The 20,903-nt window shown below is 69.5% G+C and carries 15 protein-coding genes; 10 read left to right on the forward strand and 5 right to left on the reverse strand.

The genetic code is table 11. The features are described from left to right. The first annotated feature begins 25 nt into the window (after positions 1 to 25). Positions 26 to 1,105, forward strand: coding sequence for a sensor histidine kinase (locus ACZ3HL_RS01395; RefSeq protein ID WP_465416559.1), 1,080 nt, complete (start codon positions 26 to 28; stop codon positions 1,103 to 1,105). On the opposite strand, the gene ACZ3HL_RS01400 is transcribed toward ACZ3HL_RS01395, so the two are convergent. After that, the gene (locus ACZ3HL_RS01400; RefSeq protein WP_465528071.1) at positions 1,079 to 1,717 is read right to left on the reverse strand and encodes a histidine phosphatase family protein; all 639 of its coding nucleotides are present in this window, start codon (positions 1,715 to 1,717) and stop codon (positions 1,079 to 1,081) included. The genes ACZ3HL_RS01395 and ACZ3HL_RS01400 overlap by 27 nt on opposite strands. Positions 1,718 to 1,759: 42 nt before the next feature. Between ACZ3HL_RS01400 and ACZ3HL_RS01405 the strand changes: the two genes are divergently transcribed. The 8 genes from ACZ3HL_RS01405 to ACZ3HL_RS01440 all read left to right on the forward strand — a co-directional run bounded on the left by ACZ3HL_RS01405 (position 1,760) and on the right by ACZ3HL_RS01440 (position 15,537). Then, on the forward strand, positions 1,760 to 3,787 hold the full coding sequence (locus ACZ3HL_RS01405; protein WP_465528073.1) for a bifunctional copper resistance protein CopD/cytochrome c oxidase assembly protein: 2,028 nt from the start codon (positions 1,760 to 1,762) through the stop codon (positions 3,785 to 3,787). A 306-nt stretch (positions 3,788 to 4,093) separates the two neighbouring features. Continuing rightward, positions 4,094 to 4,543: a single-stranded DNA-binding protein gene (locus tag ACZ3HL_RS01410; protein WP_321182994.1), complete on the forward strand. Its 450-nt coding sequence runs from the start codon at positions 4,094 to 4,096 to the stop codon at positions 4,541 to 4,543. Between the two features lie 96 nt (positions 4,544 to 4,639). Further along, positions 4,640 to 6,316 carry an energy-dependent translational throttle protein EttA gene (gene ettA, locus ACZ3HL_RS01415; RefSeq protein ID WP_465416552.1) on the forward strand — a complete coding sequence of 559 codons (1,677 nt, stop codon included), beginning with the start codon at positions 4,640 to 4,642 and terminating at the stop codon, positions 6,314 to 6,316. Between the two features lie 16 nt (positions 6,317 to 6,332). After that, positions 6,333 to 8,831 (forward strand): hypothetical protein, encoded by a 2,499-nt coding sequence (locus tag ACZ3HL_RS01420; RefSeq protein WP_465528074.1) that lies wholly within the window; start codon positions 6,333 to 6,335, stop codon positions 8,829 to 8,831. Between the two features lie 346 nt (positions 8,832 to 9,177). Beyond that, on the forward strand, positions 9,178 to 14,151 hold the full coding sequence (locus ACZ3HL_RS01425; RefSeq protein ID WP_465416548.1) for an NAD-glutamate dehydrogenase: 4,974 nt from the start codon (positions 9,178 to 9,180) through the stop codon (positions 14,149 to 14,151). Beyond that, entirely contained in the window at positions 14,151 to 14,570 is a 420-nt protein-coding gene (locus ACZ3HL_RS01430; protein ID WP_465528075.1) for an acyl-CoA thioesterase, read from the forward strand. Before ACZ3HL_RS01425 ends, ACZ3HL_RS01430 begins: the two co-directional genes overlap by 1 nt. Further along, positions 14,563 to 15,198, forward strand: coding sequence for a DUF8010 domain-containing protein (locus ACZ3HL_RS01435; RefSeq protein ID WP_037347649.1), 636 nt, complete (start codon positions 14,563 to 14,565; stop codon positions 15,196 to 15,198). Before ACZ3HL_RS01430 ends, ACZ3HL_RS01435 begins: the two co-directional genes overlap by 8 nt. A 63-nt stretch (positions 15,199 to 15,261) precedes the next feature. Next, a complete protein-coding gene (locus ACZ3HL_RS01440) occupies positions 15,262 to 15,537 on the forward strand; it encodes a hypothetical protein (protein ID WP_465416542.1) in 276 nt (91 codons plus the stop codon). Positions 15,538 to 15,611: 74 nt separating this feature from the next. Here ACZ3HL_RS01440 and ACZ3HL_RS01445 read toward each other — a convergent pair whose 3' ends face one another. Next, the gene (locus ACZ3HL_RS01445) at positions 15,612 to 16,253 is read right to left on the reverse strand and encodes a DUF305 domain-containing protein (RefSeq protein ID WP_465416540.1); all 642 of its coding nucleotides are present in this window, start codon (positions 16,251 to 16,253) and stop codon (positions 15,612 to 15,614) included. Positions 16,254 to 16,340: 87 nt separating this feature from the next. Here ACZ3HL_RS01445 and ACZ3HL_RS01450 point away from each other — a divergent pair, with 87 nt between their 5' ends. Further along, positions 16,341 to 17,801 carry an LVIVD repeat-containing protein gene (locus ACZ3HL_RS01450; protein WP_465528077.1) on the forward strand — a complete coding sequence of 487 codons (1,461 nt, stop codon included), beginning with the start codon at positions 16,341 to 16,343 and terminating at the stop codon, positions 17,799 to 17,801. A gap of 20 nt (positions 17,802 to 17,821) precedes the next feature. Here ACZ3HL_RS01450 and ACZ3HL_RS01455 read toward each other — a convergent pair whose 3' ends face one another. The 3 genes from ACZ3HL_RS01455 to ACZ3HL_RS01465 are packed head-to-tail and all read right to left on the reverse strand — an operon-like array spanning position 17,822 to position 20,768. Next, positions 17,822 to 19,375: a glycoside hydrolase family 13 protein gene (locus ACZ3HL_RS01455; protein ID WP_465416536.1), complete on the reverse strand. Its 1,554-nt coding sequence runs from the start codon at positions 19,373 to 19,375 to the stop codon at positions 17,822 to 17,824. Further along, positions 19,375 to 19,770: a globin gene (locus tag ACZ3HL_RS01460; protein WP_038517366.1), complete on the reverse strand. Its 396-nt coding sequence runs from the start codon at positions 19,768 to 19,770 to the stop codon at positions 19,375 to 19,377. The genes ACZ3HL_RS01455 and ACZ3HL_RS01460 overlap by 1 nt, the downstream gene beginning before the upstream one ends. Before the next feature lie 20 nt (positions 19,771 to 19,790). After that, complete coding sequence (locus tag ACZ3HL_RS01465) at positions 19,791 to 20,768, reverse strand: mechanosensitive ion channel family protein (RefSeq protein ID WP_465528078.1); 978 nt, start codon at positions 20,766 to 20,768, stop codon at positions 19,791 to 19,793. Positions 20,769 to 20,903 lie beyond the last annotated feature (135 nt).

Here is a 20,903-nt window from a genome sequence, read left to right on the forward strand (position 1 = left end):
CCCGGCGCGACTGGTACGGACCACGATGCCCTGGCTGGTCCTGGTCCCGGTGGCGTTCCGGCCGGCGATGCTGGTGCAAGCGCTGTGGGTGGCGGGCCTGGGGTCGTCGGTGCTGTGGACGTTCGTGGCGCTGCATCTGGTACCCAACGTCGTCGCGGCCGTCTGGATCTTCCGCTGGTCCGCGGCCGGGGCGCGGCTGGTTCCGTTGGTGGACAGCGCGTTCGCCGTGCTCTTCGTCCTCGGGGCCGCGCCGTTCGCGCAGGACACCGCGATCACGTCGATCACCTGGACCCATCTGATGGGCACGGTGATGATCTGGGTCCTGCTGCGCGGGGCGACGGCCGGGGCGCTGGCCATCGGGGCCGCGGTGCTGTCGCACACCCTGCTGGACCCGGCTTCCTCGCTCGGTCTCCTGCTCACGCTCGGGACCGCGCTGGTGGTGTCGCTCGCGGTCGCCGGACTCGTCGGCGCGTCGATGCGGTTCGCGGTCGGGTTCGGGGAGCAGCAGGGCCGGGCGGCGGAACGCGAACGGCACCGCCGCGACGTCCACGACACCGTCCTGCAGGTGATGGAGTCGTTCGCGATCCCCGCGCCCGCCGACGAACTCGACCCGGCGGCCAGCCTCGACCGCGTCCGCCGGACCGCGCGCGCCCAGGCGATGCGCATCCGGATCAGCCTCGAACACGAATCCGCCGAAGGGATCGGGCTGCACCAGCGGCTACGGCTGCTCGCCGCCGAAATGGCCGAAGAGGGGCTGCGCGCCGAGGTCGTCATTCAGGACGACGCCGCGCCGGAGCTTTCGGAGGAGGCGGCCATGGCGCTGCACGACTCCGCCAGGGAAGCCCTGCGCAACACGTTGAAGCACTCCGGGACCAGGCGGGCCGTGGTGAGTGTCGAAGAGATCAGCGGCGGGGTTTCCTTGACGGTGCGCGATCACGGCGCCGGTTTCGACGTCGGGGGCCGGCGGCGCGGCTTCGGCCTCGAGAACTCGATCATCGCGCGGATGGCCGAGATCGGCGGATTCGCACGGATCGAATCCAGCCCGGGGCTGGGAACGAGGGTGGTGCTCCTCGCCCCCTCAGTCCTGAGTCTCCCCGTCGGGTGAGTCCCGCCACTGCTGGAACGGGCGGTCCAGCGTCCACTTGCCGCCCACCCGCTCCACGACGCGGTATTCGCAGGTCTTCGGGTTGGACAGGGACTCGAACAGCTCGATGCTCCAGCCGAAGAGCCGTCGGCACAGCAAGCGGATGGTGAGCCCGTGTGAGACGACCAGCACGGTTTCGGGGTGATCTTCGCCGCACGCCGCCAGTTCGCTGAGGAACGCCGCGACCCGGTCGTCGACGTCCGCCCCGGACTCGCCGAACGGGAGCCGGTAGAAGAAGTGCCCGAACTCGTGGCGACGTTGTTTCTGGACCTCTTGCTCCAGCGGATCCTGGAGGTTGCCCCAGTCCTGTTCCCGCAGCCTCGGCTCCGGCACGATCCGTTCGCAGGCGTCCCGGATGTCCAGCAGCCGCAACGTTTCCCGCGTCCGTAGATAGGGGCTGACGTAGACCGCCGTCCGCCGCCCGCCGAGGACCTCCCCGATTTCCGGGCCCGCCAGCTTCGCCTGCTCTCGACCGGCGTCGGTCAGCGGCAGGGCGTGGTCGGGGATCCGGGTGTAGGCGAGCTCGTCGATGTTGCCGAGCGACTCGGCATGCCTCAGCAGGATGATCCGCACGCCGCCATCTTGCCGGTTGCGCGTTCGGCATACCCTCGTGACGTGCCTTCAGACCCCGAGACGAAACCGGCCCCACCCGCACGGAAGGCCGGTGTCCTGCCGCTGGTGTCGATCGGGGCGCTCCTGGCCGCGGTGGTGGCCGTCGGCCTGGTCGCGCTGACCGGTGGCGCCGGCTACGTCATCGCCGGGCTCCCGGACCCTGGCCTGGTGACCCGCTACGGCATCACCGTCGTCCGGGTGCTGGCCGAGGCGGCTTCGGTGCTGTGCGTGGGTTCGCTGCTGCTTGCCGCGTTCCTCGTCCCGCCGCAGAAGTCCGGCACCCTCGCCGCCGACGGTTACGCGGCCATCCGCGTCGCCGGAGCCGCCGCGTGGGTCTGGTTCTTCGCGGCCGCCGCGTCGATCTTCTTCTCCGCGGCCGACGGCGCGGGCCGCCCGTTCACCGAGGTGGTCTCGCCGCAGGTGCTGGTCGACCTCGTCGACGCCATCGAGCAGCCGAAGGCCTGGCTGTTCACCGCGTTGATCGCGTTGCTGGTCGCGCTCGGCTGCCGTCTCGCGCTGACCTGGGGCTGGACGACGGTGGTCTTCTTCCTGTCCGTCGGCGGTCTGGTCCCGGTCGCGGTCACCGGGCATTCCGCGAGCGGCGGCTCGCACGACATGGCGACCAACAGCCTGCTGTACCACCTGGTCGCCGCCGCGTTGTGGGTCGGCGGGCTGGTGGCGCTGCTGGCGCTCGGCTGGCGCCGTGGCGAGAACCTCAAGCTGGCCGCCACGCGGTTCTCCAAGCTCGCGCTGGTCTGCTGGATCGTGATGGCGGTCTCCGGCATCGTCAACGCGCTGGTGCGGATCAGGATCGCCGACCTGTTCACCACCGACTACGGCCTGCTGGTGGTCGCGAAGGTCGTCGCGTTGCTGCTGCTCGGTGTCTTCGGGCATCAGCAACGGCAGAAGGGCGTCGCCGGCCTGGTGAACGGCGCTGGCGGCGGTCAGCTGCTGCGGCTCGCCGCGGTCGAGGTGCTGATCATGTTCGTCACGATCGGCATCGCCACCGGGCTCGCGAAGACCCCGCCGCCACAGGAATCGCTGACCCAGCCGTCGACGACGGAACTGCTGATCGGGTACGACCTCTACGGTCCGCCGACCGTCCTCCGGCTGCTCACGGACTGGCGGTTCGACCTCGTCTACGGCACCCTCGCGCTCGTTCTCGCCGGCCTGTACCTCGCCGGGGTCCGGCGGCTGCGGCGCCGCGGCGACACCTGGGCCACCGGCCGGACGATCGCGTGGCTCGCGGGCTGCTTCGTGCTGCTGATCGCGACGTCGTCCGGTATCGGCCGGTACGCGCCCGCGATGTTCAGCGTGCACATGGGCAACCACATGTTGCTGTCCATGGTGGCTCCGGTGTTGTTCGTGCTCGGCGGGCCCGTGACGCTCGCGCTGCGCGCTCTGCCCGCGGCCGGCAAGGACGCCCCGCCCGGACCGCGTGAATGGCTGCTCGCCTTCGTGCACTCGCCGCTGTCGAGGTTCCTGACGCATCCGATCGTCGCGCTGCTGCTGTTCGTCGGTTCCTTCTACGGCCTGTACTTCTCGGGCCTGTTCGATTCGGCGCTGAACTACCACTGGGCGCATCTGGCGATGAACGCGCACTTCCTGCTCGCCGGGTACGTCTTCTACTGGCCGGTGATCGGCGTCGACCCGGCGCCACGGCGGCTCCCGCCGCTGGGACGGCTGGGGATGATGTTCGCCGCCATGCCGTTCCACGCGTTCTTCGGGATCGCGCTGATGAGCATGCAGACCGTGCTCGGACAGGACTTCTACCGCGGGCTGAAACTGCCATGGGTCACCGACCTCCTGACCGACCAGCGGCTCGGCGGCGGGATCGCGTGGGCGTCCGGTGAGCTGCCGGTGCTGCTGGTGCTCGTCGCGCTGCTGGTGCAGTGGGCGCGGCAGGACGAGCGGGAGGCGCGGCGCCGGGACCGCCGCGAGGAGGCCTCCGGCGACGCGGATCTGAACGCCTACAACGCGATGCTGAAGAAACTCGCCGATCAGGGCCGGGGGCCTGGGCAGGGTTCTTAGGCGTCGGCCTGACGAACGGTGGCCGCACGTCGCGAAAGCCACTTTCGCGACGTGTGATGTCCCGAAAGTGGCTTTCGCGACCTGCCTTCCCTTTGTGCTCCGTGGTAGCCCGAGCCGCCGCCACTACCACAGCCCTCTGACAGCCGGCGCCTTTCCCCGCCGAGTTGTCCACAGGAACCCCACAACGCCCGGAGTTGTCCACAGATCTGCCTTTCGCCCCTTTCCGCCCTTGAGTCCGAGGCAGTCTGTGATCAAGGGAAACGCCGGGAAGGTCCCGGGACGAGGAGAAGGGCGAGTGTGATGGCGATGGGCGAAACGTGGGTGACCATGATCGGCAATCTGACCAGCGAACCGGTCCACCATCCGGAGCGCGTGCACGGGCACGACGTCGTGTCGTTCGGCTTGCGGAGTGTCGAACGACGGTACGACAAGGAAAGAGGGGAGTGGGGTGAGGGCAGGCAGCTCGCGGTCAAGGTCACGTGCTGGCGCAAGCTGGCGATGGCGGCGTTCTCCTGCCTGAGCAAGGGCGACCCGGTGATCGTGGCCGGGCGCCTGCGCGGCGCCGAGACCGCGGAGGAGATCCCGGCACCTCTGGGTCTACCTGAGCTTGAGGCCTTCTCCATCGGGCCCAACCTCGCGCGCTGCTCGGCCGAGATCCACCGGATCGGGCGGGATCGGCCGAGGGCGATCCCGCCGCTGCCGCCGTCCGCCGGGAATCCCATGGTCACCGCACTGGAGGAGGCGCCCGTGGGGTGAGGTTCCGATGCTCGCTCAGTGATATCGGGCTGACTGTCGGTAGCTCGGTGGTGACCGCCGTCAAGGCCGCGATCGCCTCGCTCTACGATCGCTTGTATGGCCGAGTTCATCTACACCATGAAGAAGGTGCGCAAGACCGTCGGGGACAAGGTCATCCTCGACGACGTCAGCACCGCGTTCTACCCCGGCGCCAAGATCGGCGTGGTGGGGCCGAACGGCGCGGGTAAGTCCACCGTTCTGAAGATCATGGCGGGGATCGAGCAGGCCAGCAACGGCGAAGCCTTCCTCCAGCCTGGCGCCAGCGTCGGCATCCTCATGCAGGAGCCGGAGCTCAACGAGGAAAAGACCGTCCGCGAAAACGTCGAAGAAGGCCTTGGCGAGATCAAGGTCAAGCTCAACCGCTTCAACGAGGTCGCCGAGCTCATGGCGACCGACTACAGCGACGAGCTGATGGAGGAGATGGGCAAGCTCCAGGAGGAGCTCGACCACGCCGACGCGTGGGAGATCGACTCCACGGTCGAGCAGGCCATGGACGCGCTTCGCTGCCCGCCGCCGGACGAGCCGGTCACCCACCTCTCCGGTGGTGAGCGCCGCCGGGTCGCGCTGTGCAAGCTGCTCCTGTCCGCGCCCGACCTGCTGCTCCTCGACGAGCCCACCAACCATCTGGACGCCGAAAGCGTGCTGTGGCTGGAACAGTTCCTCGCGAACTACGCCGGCGCCGTCCTGGCCGTCACCCACGACCGGTACTTCCTGGACAATGTCGCCCAGTGGATCATGGAGCTCGACCGCGGCCGCGTCGTCGGCTACGAGGGCAACTACTCGACGTACCTGGAGAAGAAGCGCGAGCGCCTCGAGGTCCAGGGCAAGAAGGACGCCAAGCTCGCCAAGCGGCTGAAGTCCGAACTCGAATGGGTCCGGTCCAACGCCAAGGCGCGCCAGACCAAGTCGCGGTCCCGGCTCGACCGCTACGAGGAGATGGCCGCGGAGGCGGACAAGCACCGCAAGCTCGACTTCGAAGAGATCCAGATCCCGCCGGGGCCCCGGCTGGGCAGCGTGGTCGTCGAGGTCGAGAAGCTGCGCAAGGGTTTCGACGACCGCGTGCTGATCGACGGGCTGTCGTTCGACCTGCCGCGCAACGGCATCGTCGGCGTGATCGGGCCGAACGGTGTCGGCAAGACGACCCTGTTCAAGACGATCGTCGGGCTCGAGGAGCCGGACGACGGCCGGGTCAAGATCGGCGAGACGGTCAAACTGTCCTATGTGGACCAGAACCGCGGCGGGATCGACCCGAAGAAGACGGTATGGGAGGTGGTTTCGGACAAGCTGGACTACATCCACGTCGGGCAGACCGAAATGCCCTCGCGTGCCTACGTCAGCGCGTTCGGTTTCAAGGGGCCGGACCAGCAGAAGCCGGCGGGCGTGCTCTCCGGCGGTGAGCGCAACCGGCTGAACCTGGCGCTGACCCTCAAACAGGGCGGGAACCTGATCCTGCTCGACGAGCCGACGAACGACCTGGACGTCGAGACCCTTGGCTCGCTGGAGAACGCTCTCGAGCAGTTCCCCGGCTGCGCCGTGGTCATCTCGCACGACCGGTGGTTCCTCGACCGGGTCGCGACGCACATCCTCGCCTGGGAAGGCACGGACGAGAACCCCTCGCAATGGTTCTGGTTCGAAGGTAACTTCGAGGGCTACGAGAAGAACAAGGTCGAACGTCTCGGTGCCGAGGCGGCTCGTCCGCACCGCGTCACCCATCGCAAGCTGACCCGCGACTGAGGGCCGGGGGTTCCCCGTGGAAGCCAGCAAGCGCCAACGGCCGGGCTTGCCCACCACCATGGTGGGTGGGCGGACGGCTGCCACCGGGGGAACCCTGTCCGCTGTCGGCAGGTTGATCGAACGCGCGGACGCCCTGCACCTGAGGGCGCCCGAGCTGGCACTGGTCCTCGGGGAGCGTGCGGCCGCGCTCGCCGAGTCCGCCGGTGCCGATGAGCAGTGGATCCGCGCCGAGAGCCTGGTGGTGAGCGCCCGGGTGCGGCTCGGAGGCCGTCCCCGGACGGTCGGCCGGGCCGTGGCCGCCCTGCGCGCCGCGGAACACGCGGGCTACGGCGACATCGCCGCCCGGCTGAGGATCGACCTGGCGGTCTGCGCGCGCAGCGTGGGCGTCCCGCTGACGGGCCTGGCCGTGCTGCGCCCGTTGCTGGCGGATCCGGCGGTTTCGCCGTCGCACCGGGCCGAGGCGCTGTGTCATCTCGTGGGCTGCTTGGCGCAGTTCGGTCGCAAGGCGGAACTGGACCGGGTGCTCGCCGAGGCGGACAAGCTCGTGCTCGGCGATGGCTCGATGGCGGCGGATTCCCAGTTGCTGATCCGCGCGCTGCTGCGGGTCGGGGTGTCGGCGCATCGTCGACGGCACGGTGACCTGACGGCGGCCGCCGACGCCGCGCGGACCGGGCTGGGCATGCTCGAAAAGCTCGGAAACCCCGCCGACGACGGAGGCCTCGTCCGGATCAGGCTGATCCTGCAACTCGTCTGCACGTTGCTCGACCGCGGCGACACGGAGATGGCGCTGGAGGTCGCGCAGCCGATCCTCGACGCGCCCGTCCGTGCCGCCGGGATCGCGCCCGCCGCGTGGCTGCGGCTCGCGGTGGCCACCCGTGTCCTGCTGCCCGCGGGATCAGGCGAAGCCGCGGGGATGCTCGTCCGTGAGGCGGTCGCCGGAGCCGAGGACCACAACCTGCACGCCGTCACGGCACGGCTGTGGCTGGAACTCGCGCAGATCGAGGAACGGCTCGGCCGCGCCGAGGAGGCCATCGGCTGCCTGCACCGTTCGCGTGCCGCGGAACATCTGCACGCCCGCGCGCGCAGGCAGGCGTGCAACGTCCTGGTCGGCGAATTCGGGGCGGCCGAGAACGCCGCCGTCGACCTCGACGACGTCCTGCGGGCAGTCCCCGCGCGGCCGTCCGCGGCCGCGGCGCCGGTTCCCGCGCCGGAACCGGCCGAGGTGACCGCGGTGATCCCGCCGATCCCGCCGATCGACGTGGCACCCCCGAAGCGGGCCGCGGCCGAGCCGCCGGTTCGCCGTGAGCCACCGCAGCCCGCGCGGCAGAGCAGACATGCGGAATCCGCGCCGACGCGGCACACACCGGTCGAGCCTCCGCGCCCCGCCGCGGAGCCGCGCCCGGTGGATTCGCCCGTGGCTCCGGTCGCGGAAAAGAGCGAAGCGCCGGTGTTGAAGCCGCCGTCCCGCCCCGAGCCCGCCCGGGAAGTGGCGGCGTCCGACAGCGACTGGCGTCGTCGGGTCCCGAAGAAGGCCAAGTCGCCGACCAGGTTCGAGACCGAGGCCGAACCCGTCACGCCGAAACTGATGCCGCCGCCGCGCCCCGAACCGGTGTCGCCTCCGGAGCCCGCGCGACGTCGCCGTCAAGAGGAGCCCGCGGCGCGCGAGACCGTCGCGCCCGAACCGGCGATCGTCCGGCCCGAAACCCCGGCTCCGGTCACGCGGCGCCGGGCCGAGGAACCGATGCCTGTCGCGGCGTCGGAGCCCGTCCTGCCGGAACTGCTTCTCGCTCCCGAACCCGCCGCCGAACCACGGCCGCGTGTGGCGGCGGAGACCCGGCCGCCGGGCGCCGCCGCGCCGCTGTGGGAGAGCGACGAGTGGGCGGCCGAAGAGCGGGCGCGCCGGTCTTCGGCGCCGGTCTCGCGCAAGACCCGGCACGACGCCGAACACGGTTCCGTGGCGGCGAAATCGGTGCTGGACCGGCTCGGGATCTCGAGCACGGGCGGGCAGGGCGGTGGCCGCCGTCGCGCGGACGGCATCGCGGATCCCGTGCGCCCCGACCCCGCGACCGAGGAACGCGCCGACACCGGCCGTGCCCGTCGGGAGCAGCCTCCGGCCGAGTACAGCGAACCCGCCGTCCCGCTCGCGCCGCCACCTCGGGAGGACCCGGCGCCGGCGCTAGGAAGCGGGACGGGGGAAAGCCTTCGCCCGGCCGCCAAGGAGGAGGTCGCGGATCCGTGGCTGCCGCGGTTGCGGATGCCGCCGGCGCTGGACCCGCTGACCGACACCGGCTCCTGGCGTCCGGTCACGCCGTTCCCGGAGAGCTACGCCCGCGCGATCGCGGAGGACGAGCCGCCGCCCGACGCCGGTCTCGCCGACCTGCTCGCCCGCGCGCTCGCGGAGCACCAGGCGGGCACCGCCAGTGCCGCCGCCCTCGTGAAGCAGCTCGGTTCCCAGGACTCGGGAAAGCGTCCCGTCAACGGCCACGATCGGCACCGCACCAACGGCAGCGACTGACCCGGGCGGTAGCAAAGGTCCCTTGCTCCCACCTCGGTGGAAGCGGGCGTCGGCTTGAACGATTCAGCCGGCCGGATGGGCTCGCCCGAAGCGGCACGGTGCGGCAATGGGTGCTGGTCACCCCCGGTACGGCGGGTCGCGACAAGGTCCGGACAGACCGCCGATGTGACCCGCGAGTAGCTGAACCGATCACGGCGATTTCCGCACCTGAGCAGGGAAATCTTCGACGGCCGGGAAGGACCCGGCCTTGTGGAGCCGACTGCCGGGAGCTGTAGGTTGGGTCTGGTCCGGTACAGAGTCGTGCCGGTCGCGGTGTCAATCTCGCTACAGTGGAGAGTTGCCTCAAATGAGCTCGACGGGAGTCTCGTCCCCGCCCGGAAAAGATGTCGGCACCGAGGATGGCGCCCGGCGCCGGTCGGCGAACCCGGAGCAGATCCGGGACGACCTGATCGACGCCGCCGCGGCGTACGCCCCGGAGATCGGCGACTTGATCCGCTTGTACTACCGGCACATCCCGGCCGAAGAGATTCTCGGTGACGACCCGGTCGACCTCGTCGGCGCCGTCCGCTCGCATCTGCAGCTCGCGAAGGACCGGATGCCCGGCCGTCCCGCGGTGCGGTTGCTGAACCCGACGGGCCCCGAAGACGGCTGGACGCGGGAAGCCACCGTCGTGCAGGTCGTCACGGACGACATGCCGTACCTGGTGGATTCCGTCGCGGCCGAGTTCGCGCGCGACGGGGTGCAGGTGCAGCGCATCGTGCACCCGATCGTGGTGGTGAGCCGGGATCTGACCGGTGAGCTGTTGGAGGTCCACCCGGACGCCGACCCGGCGGAGCCGCCGGCGAATTCGGCGGCCGAGTCGTGGATGTACATCGAGATCGACCTGGTGACGGATCCGAACCGCGCCCGCGAGCTGGACAACCGGCTGTCGTCGGTGCTGGGTGACGTCCGCGAGGTCGTCGAAGACACCGACAAGATGGCGGAGACGGCGCGCCGTCTCGCCGACGAGCTGGACGGCAACCCGCCGCGGCTGCCGGGGCACGAGGTCGCGGAGGGCGCCCGGCTGCTGCGCTGGCTCGCCGACGGCCACTTCACCTTCCTGGGGTATCGCCGGTACGAGTTGGTCGACAATCCGCACCCGGACAACGACGAGCCCGCCCTGCGCGCGGTGCTCGCCACCGGGCTGGGCGTGCTGCGCCAGGACAGCTTGGCCGCGCGCAGCCTCACCGCCGGTCCGGACACGGCGGCGTCCGCGCTCGCGCCGACGCTGCTGGTGCTGACGCAGGCGAGCGCGCCGTCCACCGTGCACCGTCCGGTGTATCCGTACTACGTCGGCGTGAAAACGTTCGACGACAACGGGAACGTCACCGGAGAACACCGGTTCCTCGGCATGTTCACCACCACCGCCCTGCACGAGAACGTGCTCGACATCCCGGTGGTCTGCAACCGGGTCCGCGAGGTCATCCACCGCGCGGGCTTCCCGATGGAGTCCTTCTCCGGCCAGCGGATGCTCGAAGTGCTGCAGAACTGGCCGCGCGCGGACCTGTTCTCGGCCGACTCCGACTCGCTGTACTCGACGACGACGGGCGCGATCACGCTTTCGGATCGCAGACGGCTGCGCCTGTTCCTGCGCCGTGACCCGTACGGTCGTTTCTACTCGTGCCTCGTGTACCTCCCGCGTGACCGCTACACGACCCGTTCGCGGCTCGCGATGCAGGAGGTCCTGCTCGAAGAACTCGAAGGCACGCAACTGGAGTACAGCGCGCGTATCGGCGAGACCGTGCTCGCGCAGGTGCACTTCATCGTGCACACCGATCCGTCGCAGCGGTCCGAACCGGACACCCTGCGCATCCAGGAACGGCTCAACGAAGCCGTTCGCAGCTGGGACGACCGGATGGTCGAGGCGATCCTCGCCGAACGCCGCGAGCGCGCCGGGGACGGCGGCGTCGCGATCGGCCTGATGGGCGAAGAGTCCGCCGGTGAGCAGGGGCAGCGGTTCGCCGCGGTGTTCCCCGAGGGCTACAAGGAGGACTTCACCGCGCTCGAAGCGCTCGCGGACCTCCGTGCCCTGGAGTCGCTGACCGACGAGGGCGACCTGTCGATGTCGTTCTACCTGCCCGCCGACGCGGAGGCGGGGGAGCGGCGGTTCAAGCTGTACCTGCGCGGCGAGGGCGTCACCCTCTCCCAGGTGCTCCCGGTTCTGCAGCGGATGGGCGTCGAGGTCGTCGACGAACGGCCGTACGAACTGCGCCGCGAGGACGGCGGCCGGTCGTGGATCTACGACTTCGGGTTGCGGATCGACCCGCAGGTCCTCGACCACGCGGACAACGGCCTCCGCACCCGCTTCCAGGACGCCTTCCACGCCGCCTGGCGCGGCGACTGCGAGGTCGACGGCTTCAACGGTCTCGTCCTGCGCGCCGGGCTCACCTGGCGCCAGGCGGCCATCCTGCGGGCCTACTCGCGGTACCTGCGCCAGACGAAGATCCCGTTCTCGCAGGAGTACATCGAGAACACCGTCCTCGCGCACACCGACATCGCCACCGCGCTGGTGCGGCTGTTCGAGACGCGTTTCGACCTCGCGCTCGGCGACGAGGCCCGCGCGGCACAAGCCGAGCAGCTCACCACCGAGATCGGCAGGCTGGTCGACGAGGTGACCAGCCTCGACGAGGACCGGATCCTGCGACGGCTGATGGCGGTCATCCTCGCCACGCTGCGCACGAACTACCACGTCACCGACGAGGACGGGAACTCCCGCCAGTACCTCGCGCTCAAGCTCGACCCGAGCGCGGTGCCCGAACTGCCCGAGCCGCGCCCGAAGTACGAGATCTTCGTGTACTCGCCCCGGATCGAGGGTGTGCACCTGCGCTTCGGCGACGTCGCGCGCGGTGGCCTGCGGTGGTCCGACCGCCGGGAGGACTTCCGCACGGAGATCCTCGGCCTGGTCAAGGCACAGGCGGTCAAGAACTCGGTCATCGTGCCTGTCGGCGCGAAGGGCGGCTTCGTGGTGAAACGCCCGCCGACGGCCACCGGTGACCCGGGCCTGGACCGTGACGCCCAGCTGAACGAGGGCATCGCCTGCTACCGGATGTTCATCTCCGGCCTGCTGGACGTGACCGACAACCGCGTCGAGGGCAAGACCGTCCCGGCGCCGCGGGTGGTCCGCCACGACGGCGACGACAGCTACCTCGTGGTCGCGGCGGACAAGGGGACCGCGAAGTTCTCCGACATCGCGAACGAGGTCTCGGCGAACTACGGGTTCTGGCTCGGCGACGCCTTCGCCTCCGGTGGCTCGGTCGGGTACGACCACAAGGCCATGGGCATCACCGCGAAGGGTGCCTGGGAGAGCGTCAAGCGCAACTTCCGCGAGCTGGGCAAGGACACCCAGACCGAGGACTTCACCGTCGTCGGCATCGGCGACATGATGGGTGACGTCTTCGGCAACGGCATGCTGCTCTCGGAGCACATCCGGCTCGTGGCCGCCTTCAACCACATGCACATCTTCCTCGACCCGAACCCGGATTCGGCGTCCTCGTTCGCCGAGCGGCGCAGGCTGTTCGACCTCCCGCGCTCGTCGTGGGAGGACTACGACCGCTCGCTGATCAGCGAGGGCGGCGGGATCTACTCGCGGTCGGCGAAGACGATCCCGGTCAGCCCGCAGGTCCGCGAGGCGCTCGGTCTCGGTGCGGACGTCACGAAGCTGGCGCCGAACGACCTCATGCAGGCGATCCTGCTGGCCCCGGTCGAGCTGCTGTGGAACGGCGGTATCGGCACCTACGTCAAGGCCGAGAACGAGTCCCACGCGGACGCGGGCGACAAGGCCAACGACGCCCTGCGCGTCAACGGGAACCAGCTCCGCGTCAAGGTCGTCGGCGAGGGCGGGAACCTGGGCCTGACCCAGCTCGGCCGGATCGAGTTCGCCCGCGCGGGCGGCAAGATCAACACCGACGCGCTCGACAACTCGGCGGGCGTCGACTGCTCCGACCACGAGGTCAACATCAAGATCCTGCTGGACCACCTGGTCTCGACCGGATCGCTGGACGCCGAGCAGCGCAACGAGCTGCTGGAGCAGATGACCGACGAGGTCGGCGAGCTGGTGCTGGCCGACAACTACCGGCAGAACGCGGTACTCGGCGTCAGCCGGGCGCACGCCGGCCCGATGGTCTCGGTGCACCAGCGGCTCGTCGCGGCGCTGGTCGCGAAGGGCGCTTTCGACCGCAAGCTCGAAGCGCTGCCGAGTTCGGCGGAGTTCCGCGCGCTGGAGAAGGCGGGCGAAGGCCTCACCTCGCCGGAGCTGGCGACGCTGATGGCCCACGTCAAGCTCGACCTGAAGGACGAGCTGCTGGCGAGCGAGCTGCCGGACTCCGAGGTGTTCTCGCGTCGTCTGCCCGAGTACTTCCCGAAGCCGCTTCGGGAGCGCTTCGGCGACGCGATCTTCCAGCACCCGCTGAAGCGCGAGATCATCACGACGATGGTGGCCAACGAGGTCGTCGACGGTGCCGGGATCTCGTACGTCTTCCGCCTGATGGAGGAGATGAACGCGACCGCGACCGACGCCGTCCGGGCGTACGCCGTGGTCACCCACGTGTACGACCTGCCGTCGTTGTGGGCCCAGATCGACGCGCTGGACAACGTCGTGCCGACCGAGGTCGCGGACGAGATGATGCTGGAGACCCGCAGGCTGCTCGACCGGGCCGCCCGCTGGTTCCTCACCAACCGGCCGCAGCCGCTGGCCCCGCTCGCCGAGATCAACCGGTTCGGCCGGGTCGTCGGCGAGCTGGCCCCACGGGCGCACGAGCTGCTTCGCGGTGTCGAGTGCGCTTCGGTGGACGCGAACACCGAGCGGCTGATCGAGAAGGGCGTCCCGGCGGAACTCGCCGGACGGGTGGCGCTGCTGCTGCACACCTACGGCCTGCTCGACGTCACCGACGTCGCGGAGCTGGCCGAGCAGCAGGCGGGGATCGACGCGGTGCACACCCCGACGGAGACCGCGGGCCTGTACTACGCGCTGTCCGACCACCTCGGCATCGACAAGATGCTGACGTCGATCAGCGGTCTCGAACGCGGCAACCGCTGGCACGCGCTCGCGCGGCTGGCGCTGCGGGACGACGTCTACGGTTCCCTGCGGACGATCACGCTGGACGCCTTGCGGCACAGCGATTCGGGCACCGACCCGGACGAGAAGATCGCCCACTGGGAGAAGACGAACGCTTCGCGGTTGCAGCGCGCCCGGGTCGCGCTGGACGAAATCAGCCAGATCGGCAAGCTCGACCTGGCGACGCTGTCGGTGGCGGCGAGGCAGATCCGGAGCACGGTGAGGTAGTGAGCTACATTTCCCTGATCCGGCCGCGCTGGTCGGATATGGACGTCTACGGGCACGTCAACCACGCGAATCTGGTGACCCTGCTCGAAGAGGCACGGATCCCGCTGCTGTTCGGGGACGCCGTCCGCGCCGGGCTCACCGAACTGCCCAAGGGCATCGTGGTGGTGAAGCTGGCCGTCCATTACCGTTCGCCGATCGTGGTGTCCGATCAGGACATCCGGGTGGAGATCTCGTTGAAGGACTTGAAGCACGCCAGCTTCACCCTCGGCTACCGGGTGCATTCCGGGCCCGCCGAGGCCGACAAGGTCGCGGTCACCGCCGAGACGGTGCTCGCGCCGTTCGACACCGCGTCCGAGCGGCCCCGCCGGCTGACCGAGGACGAACGTGCCTTCCTGGAGAAGGGGTTCGCGGATGCCTGAGCTCGTCATCCCGGACGCGGGCGACCGCGAAACGCTCGGCGCGTTCGTGGCCAGGGCGGTCCGGCTCGACCAGAACACGCTGGTGCGGTTGCGGCAGCGTGGTGACGGTGTCGTCGAGGCGTGGTGCGCGACGCCGTTCGAGGTGCTGGCCACCAGGGCCGTCGCCGGTGACATCACGCCGTCGGACATCACCGTGTCCGGGAACGAGCTGCTCGCCGCGCTGACCGTCGCCGGTGGCGAGCGGATGGATCCGGGCCCGGCCCGCGACCTGATGTGGCATTCCGAGCTGCCCGCGCCCGGCCGCTGGCAGCTGGTGGACGAACTGCCGGCGACGGTGATCTCGGAGCTGGCCGATCGCGGAGTCACCCTCGCCCGCGACAACGTGGGTCCGCACGGCACGCCGCCGGCCTCGCTGATGGACCAGGCGGTGCTCACCGTTTCGGGCAACGAGCTGGAGATCAAGGTCCAGATGCGGTGCCTGTTCGCGCTGTCGGGGATGGGTTTCGTGGACTCGTCGATCGACGGCGACGTCGTCCGCGTCACCGCGACGGATTCGTGGATGCGCATCGACGCCAGGTACGGCGCCGTTCTCAAACGCCGCCACGCGCTTCTGCCGCTGCTGTTCTGACGGGTTTCTTACCGCTCGACGCCGCGGGTGGCTTCCGGCCGCCCGCGGCGTCATGCTGTCTCCATGAGCGACAAGGACGGGGAAGACCCGACGGCGGATTTCCTCGCCGAGATCCGGCCGGAGGAGACCCCGTGGCGGACGGAGCGCCCGCCGGGTGAGGAGGCGCCGGAACGCGCCGAACGCCCGGAGAAATGGGGTCGCGCCAAGAGCGCCGGCCGGGCCGCGGCGAAGGCGGCGCCCTACGTCCAGGCCGCCGCGCTGGCGACCTGGATCGTCTCGGGCACACTCGACGATTCCGGCGACTCCGGCTTCGACATGGGCTCCTCCGGCGACGCCTGACTCCCGCATTTCGTCCTCTGGATGCGGTAGTTGGCGTTACGAACTACCGCATCCAGAGGACGAAACGCGAGGGATCAGAGCTTCGAGCGCATGGTCTTCATCCGCTCGATCTCGGCGGACTGGCCGGTGATGACCTCCTGCGCCATTTCCTGCGCCTTGATCTCCACACCCTTGCCGAGCTGGGCTTCGGCCATGGTCAGCGCGCCCTGGTGGTGCGCGATCATCAGGTCGAGGAACAGCTTTTCGAACGCCACCCCGTTCGCCGCGCGCAGGTCCGCCAGCTGGGCCTCGGTCGCCATGCCCGGCATGAGCGCGTGATCGTGCCCGCCGCCGTGGCCCGCGTGCCCTTCGCCCGGCACCGGCTTGCCGCGGTCGGACAGCCACGTCTTCATCATCGTGATCTCGCCGTCCTGCGCGACCGAGATCCGCCCGGCGATCGCCCGGATCTGCTCGTTCGCCGTCTTGCCCGGCACCAGGTCGGTCATCACCTTCGCCTGCTGGTGGTGGGGGATCATCATCGTCATGTACTCGACGTCGGCCTCGTTGGGCTGATCGCGGTTCACGGGGGCGGGGGAACCGGTGCCGGCCTGCTCTCCGGGCTTCCCCGGCACGATCACCGGAGCACTTTGGGCCGGTTGCGCCGGGGTTTCGTCGCCGGTGCAGCCCGAGACCACGAAAGCAGCGGCGACCAGGGCCGATGTCAAACTTTTTCTCATCCCGGGAGTTCCTCCGTTGGTCGGTATCTGTTGAGCCTAAATAAGGATTAAGGTTCGCGTAAAGCTGGGTGGAAGGAGAGCCATATCGTGCTGCAGCCTGGGCTGAAACGCCGCTTGACCAGGGGCTTTGTGTCGGCGGCCGCAGTCGCCGCCCTCGGGGCCTCCAGCGCGCTCGCCGCGCCGGCCGTCATCGCCGAACCGTCGGCGACCGCGATCCCGGGCGTGGACGAGATCGTCCACAGCCCCAACCTCCGGTCGATCGCGAACGTCCCGCAGCAGGGACCGTTCACCAAGGACTCGACCGGCACCGACATCGCGTTCACGAAGGGTCACGCGATCGTCGGCACCTACGACGGGTTCAACGTCTTCGACGTCCGCAACCCGTACCGCCCGAAGATCGTCAGCCAGGTCCTGTGCCCCGGCGGACAGAACGACGTGTCGATCTCCGGTGACCTGCTCTTCCTGTCGACCGACTCGTCGCGCAGTGACAACTCGTGCACCAGCGTCTCGAAGCCCGCCTCGGACAAGACGTCGTGGGAGGGCATCAAGATCTTCGACATCTCGAACCTCGCGGCGCCCAAGTACGTCGCGGCGATCGAGACGGACTGCGGTTCGCACACCAACACCCTGGTGCCGGACAAGCGCGGCAAGGACGTCTACATCTACGTCTCGTCGTACGCGCCGGCGGCCAACCTGCCCGATTGCCAGCCGCCGCACGACAAGCTGTCGATCATCAAGGTTCCCGTGAAGGACCCGGCGAAGGCCGCGCTCGTCGCGACCCCGGTGCTGTTCCCGGCCACCGAAGGCGGCGGCAACCCCGGCGGCACCAACCCCGACGGCACCCGCCGGTCGCCGACCACCGGCTGCCACGACCTGACGGCGCTGCCGGAGAAGGACCTGATGGCCGGTGCCTGCATGGGTGACGGCGTCCTGCTCGACATCTCCGACCGGCTCAAGCCGCGGGTCATCAACCGCGTGCAGGACAACGTGAACTTCGCGTTCTGGCACAGCGCCACCTTCAACAACGACGCCACCAAGATCGTCTTCACCGACGAGCTCGGCGGCGGCGGGATGGCGACCTGCCTGGAGAAGTTCGGCTCCACCCGCGGCGCCAACGGCATCTACCAGATCACCGGCCGCGGCGACGACCGCAAGCTGGAGTTCGTCAGCTACTACAAGATCCCGCGTCTCCAGTCCGAGACCGAGAACTGCGTGGCGCACAACGGATCGCTGATCCCGGTGCCGGGCAAGGACATCATGGTCCAGTCCTGGTACCAGGGCGGCGTCTCGGTGTGGGACTTCACCGACGCGAAGAACCCGAAGGAGATCGCGTTCTGGGAGCGTGGCCCGCTCTCGAACGAGAAGCTCGTCGGCGGTGGGACGTGGTCGGCGTACTGGTACAACGGCCACATCTACTCGTCCGACATCGTGAAGGGCCTGGACGTCCTGAGCCTCAGCGACTGGCGGACCTTCCCGGCGAAGCTCGTCCGGCAGAACGAGTTCAACGCCCAGACGCAGTACAAGCTGCACCCGGGCTTCAACAAGTAGTCCGGTAGCGGCCGCCTGGCTCAGACGAGCCAGGCGGCCGCGTCCGGCGGCAGTTTCCCGTTCACCAACGGCACGCTCGACAGCAGCACCTCGCCGGGCGGCAGCGCGATCGGGCTCGCCGACGTGTTCAGCGCGCACACCAGCCCGCCGCCGCGCCGCCGGAACGCGAAACACCCCGCGGGCGCGCCGTACCACTCGAGGTCTTCGCCGCGGAAGGCCTGGTGCGACTTACGGATCTCGATCGCCCGCCGGTACAGCGACAGCGTCGACGCCGGATCCTCCAGCTGCGCTTCCACGGTCACCGAAGCCCACGAAGCGGGCATCGGCAGCCACGTGCGCGGATTGCGCGAGAAACCGAACGGCGGCAGATCGCCTTCCCACGGCAGCGGCACCCGCGACGCGTCCCGGCCGAACTCGGCGCCGGAGGTCTTGGCCCGCGGGTCCGCGACCGCGTCGGGCGGGATGTCGACGTTGCCCAGCCCCAGTTCTTCGCCGTTGTACAGATAGACCGCCCCGGGCAGCGCGAGCTCGACGAGCGCCATCGCCCGCGCGCGCCGGACGCCGCGTTCACCGTCGCCGTACCGGCTGACCTGCCGCCAGACGTCGTGGTTGCTCAACGTCCAGGTGGCGGGCGCCCCGGCGGATTTCGGCACCGCCAAGGACCGCTCGATGGCCGTGCGCAGCGCGTCGGCGTCGAAATGCGTGAGCACGAGCCGGAAGTTGAAGGCCAGATGAAGCTCGTCCGGCCGGAGGTAGCGCGCGAGCCGCTCCTCGTCGGTCACCCAGATCTCGCCGACGGCCATCGTGCCCGGGTACTCGTCGAGCACCTTGCGGATCATCTGGTGGATCTCGTGGACGCGGTCGTTGTCGAACCGCGGATCGTAGAACTCGCTCGGCCCGAGCGGGTTCACCCGCGGGTCCATGTCCGGGAGACCCGGCGGTTTCGCCATCCCGTGCGCGACGTCGACGCGGAAACCGTCCACCCCGTGGTCCAGCCAGAACCGCAGGGTCCGCTCCAGATCGGCGGCGACCTCGTGGTTGGTCCAGTTCAGGTCCGGCTGCTGCGGTGAGAACAGGTGCAGGTACCACTGGCCGTCCGGGACCCGCGTCCAGGCGGGGCCGCCGAACGCGCTGACCCAGTTGTTCGGCGGCTGGTCGCCGCGCGGGCCGAGCCCGTCACGGAAGATGTAGCGATCCCGTTCCGGGCTGCCCGGCGGCGCCGCCATCGCCGATTTGAACCAGGCGTGGGTGTTGCTGGTGTGGTTTCCGACGACGTCGATGGTGACCTTGATGCCGCGTTTGTGCGCCTCGGTCAGCAGGACGTCGAAATCGCCGAGGGTGCCGAACATCGGGTCGACGTCGCGCGGGTCGGCGATGTCGTAGCCGTGGTCGGCCATGGGGGAGCGGTAGAACGGCGTCAGCCACAGCGCGTCGACCCCGAGCAGCTCCAGGTACCCGAGCTTGCCGCGGATGCCTTCGAGGTCACCGACGCCGTCCCCGTCCGAATCGGCGAACGAGCGTACGTAGACCTGGTAGAAGACCGCCTGGGCCCACCAAGCCACGTCGCGTTCCATCACACGAAGCTGTTCATCATGCTGTTGGCGGCCATCTCCAGGTACGCCCACAGCTGCCCTCGGTAGGGCTCCTCGATGTTCTCCTCGTCGACCGCGATCTTGATGCAGCGCAGCCAGGCGTCGCGTTCGATCGGGCCGATCTTGAACGGCGCGTGCCGCATCCGCAGCCGCGGGTGCCCGCGCTGGTCCGAGTAGGTGTGCGGGCCGCCCCAGTACTGCATGAGGAACAGCCGGAAGCGCTCCTCGGCAGGCCCGAGGTCCTCCTCGGGGTACAGCGGGCGAAGCACCTCGTCGACCGCCACTTCGGCGTAGAACCGCGCGACGATCCGGGTGAAGACCGGTTCACCGCCGATCGCTTCGTACAGGGTGGTGGGGTCAGGTTCGGTCACGGACACAGCTCCATTCTGCCCTTGTCCTACTGGGCCGCGGGGCCGGACGACAAAAAGCGCCCCAGAGGTGGCTCGAAGCCGGCTTCGTCGAGCGCGGCGAGCAGGTGCGCCCGCAGCGCGCGCTGCACGGACCACTGCTTACCCGGCCGGACCTTCACCGTCAGGCGGACCTTGATGCCTTCGGGGGTGACGGTCTCCACACCGAGCATCTCCGGCGGCTCCAGCACGTTCGGTGCGAGCCCTTCGCTCTCCAGGAGCGTCTTCGCCTTCTCGGCCATCAGCTCGGTGGCCTTCTCGACGTCGGCGGAGTAGCTGAGCGGGACGTCGACGACGGCCACCGCGAAGCCCTGGCTCGAGTTGCCGACCCGCAGCACCTCGCCGTTGCGGACGTACCAGACGGTGCCGTTGATGTCACGCAAGGTGGTGATCCGGAGGCCCACGGCCTCGACGGTGCCGGACGCCTCGCCGACGTCGACGACGTCACCGACGCCGTACTGGTCCTCGATCATCATGAACATGCCGGACAGGAAGTCCTTGACCAGGTTCTGCGCGCCGAACCCGAGCGCCACGCCGACGATGCCCGCCGAAGCGATGATCGGCGCGAGGTCGATGCCCAGTTCGCCCAGCACCAGGATGAACGCGAGGCCGTAGATCAGGAACGTCGCCATCGACTTGAGCACCGAGCCGATCGTGGCGGCGCGCTGACGGCGCCGTTCCATCACCGCCGACCCGAGCACTTCGGGAGCCCGCTCCCGCAGCGGTCTCAACAGGGTGGGCAGCTTCGACGAGCCGCCCGGCATCCGCGTCACGCGGTTGATCAGGCGTCGTACGAGGTATCGCAGCAGGAACGCCACCGCGACGATCATCAGGATCCTGAGCGGCTTGGTCAGAAGCCAGCCCGCGGAGGCGGAGAGCCATTCGTTCTTTGTGACCTGGAACACCTGATAGCACAGGCTGCCGGCCTCGCGTGTGCAGGCCGGGGGTTCGGTGGGCAGCAGGTTCACGGAGAGGAAATGTCCTTTCGTACTCGACGGGGATCGGTCACGCCGCTGGTCCCCGGCGGATGCGAAACACCCAACTTCATGTGGCCGCCGGGTCGCGCGCATGTGACACGTCCAGTAACACACGTGCACTTTGGG

Source organism: Amycolatopsis sp. NPDC000009 (genome assembly GCF_055563465.1).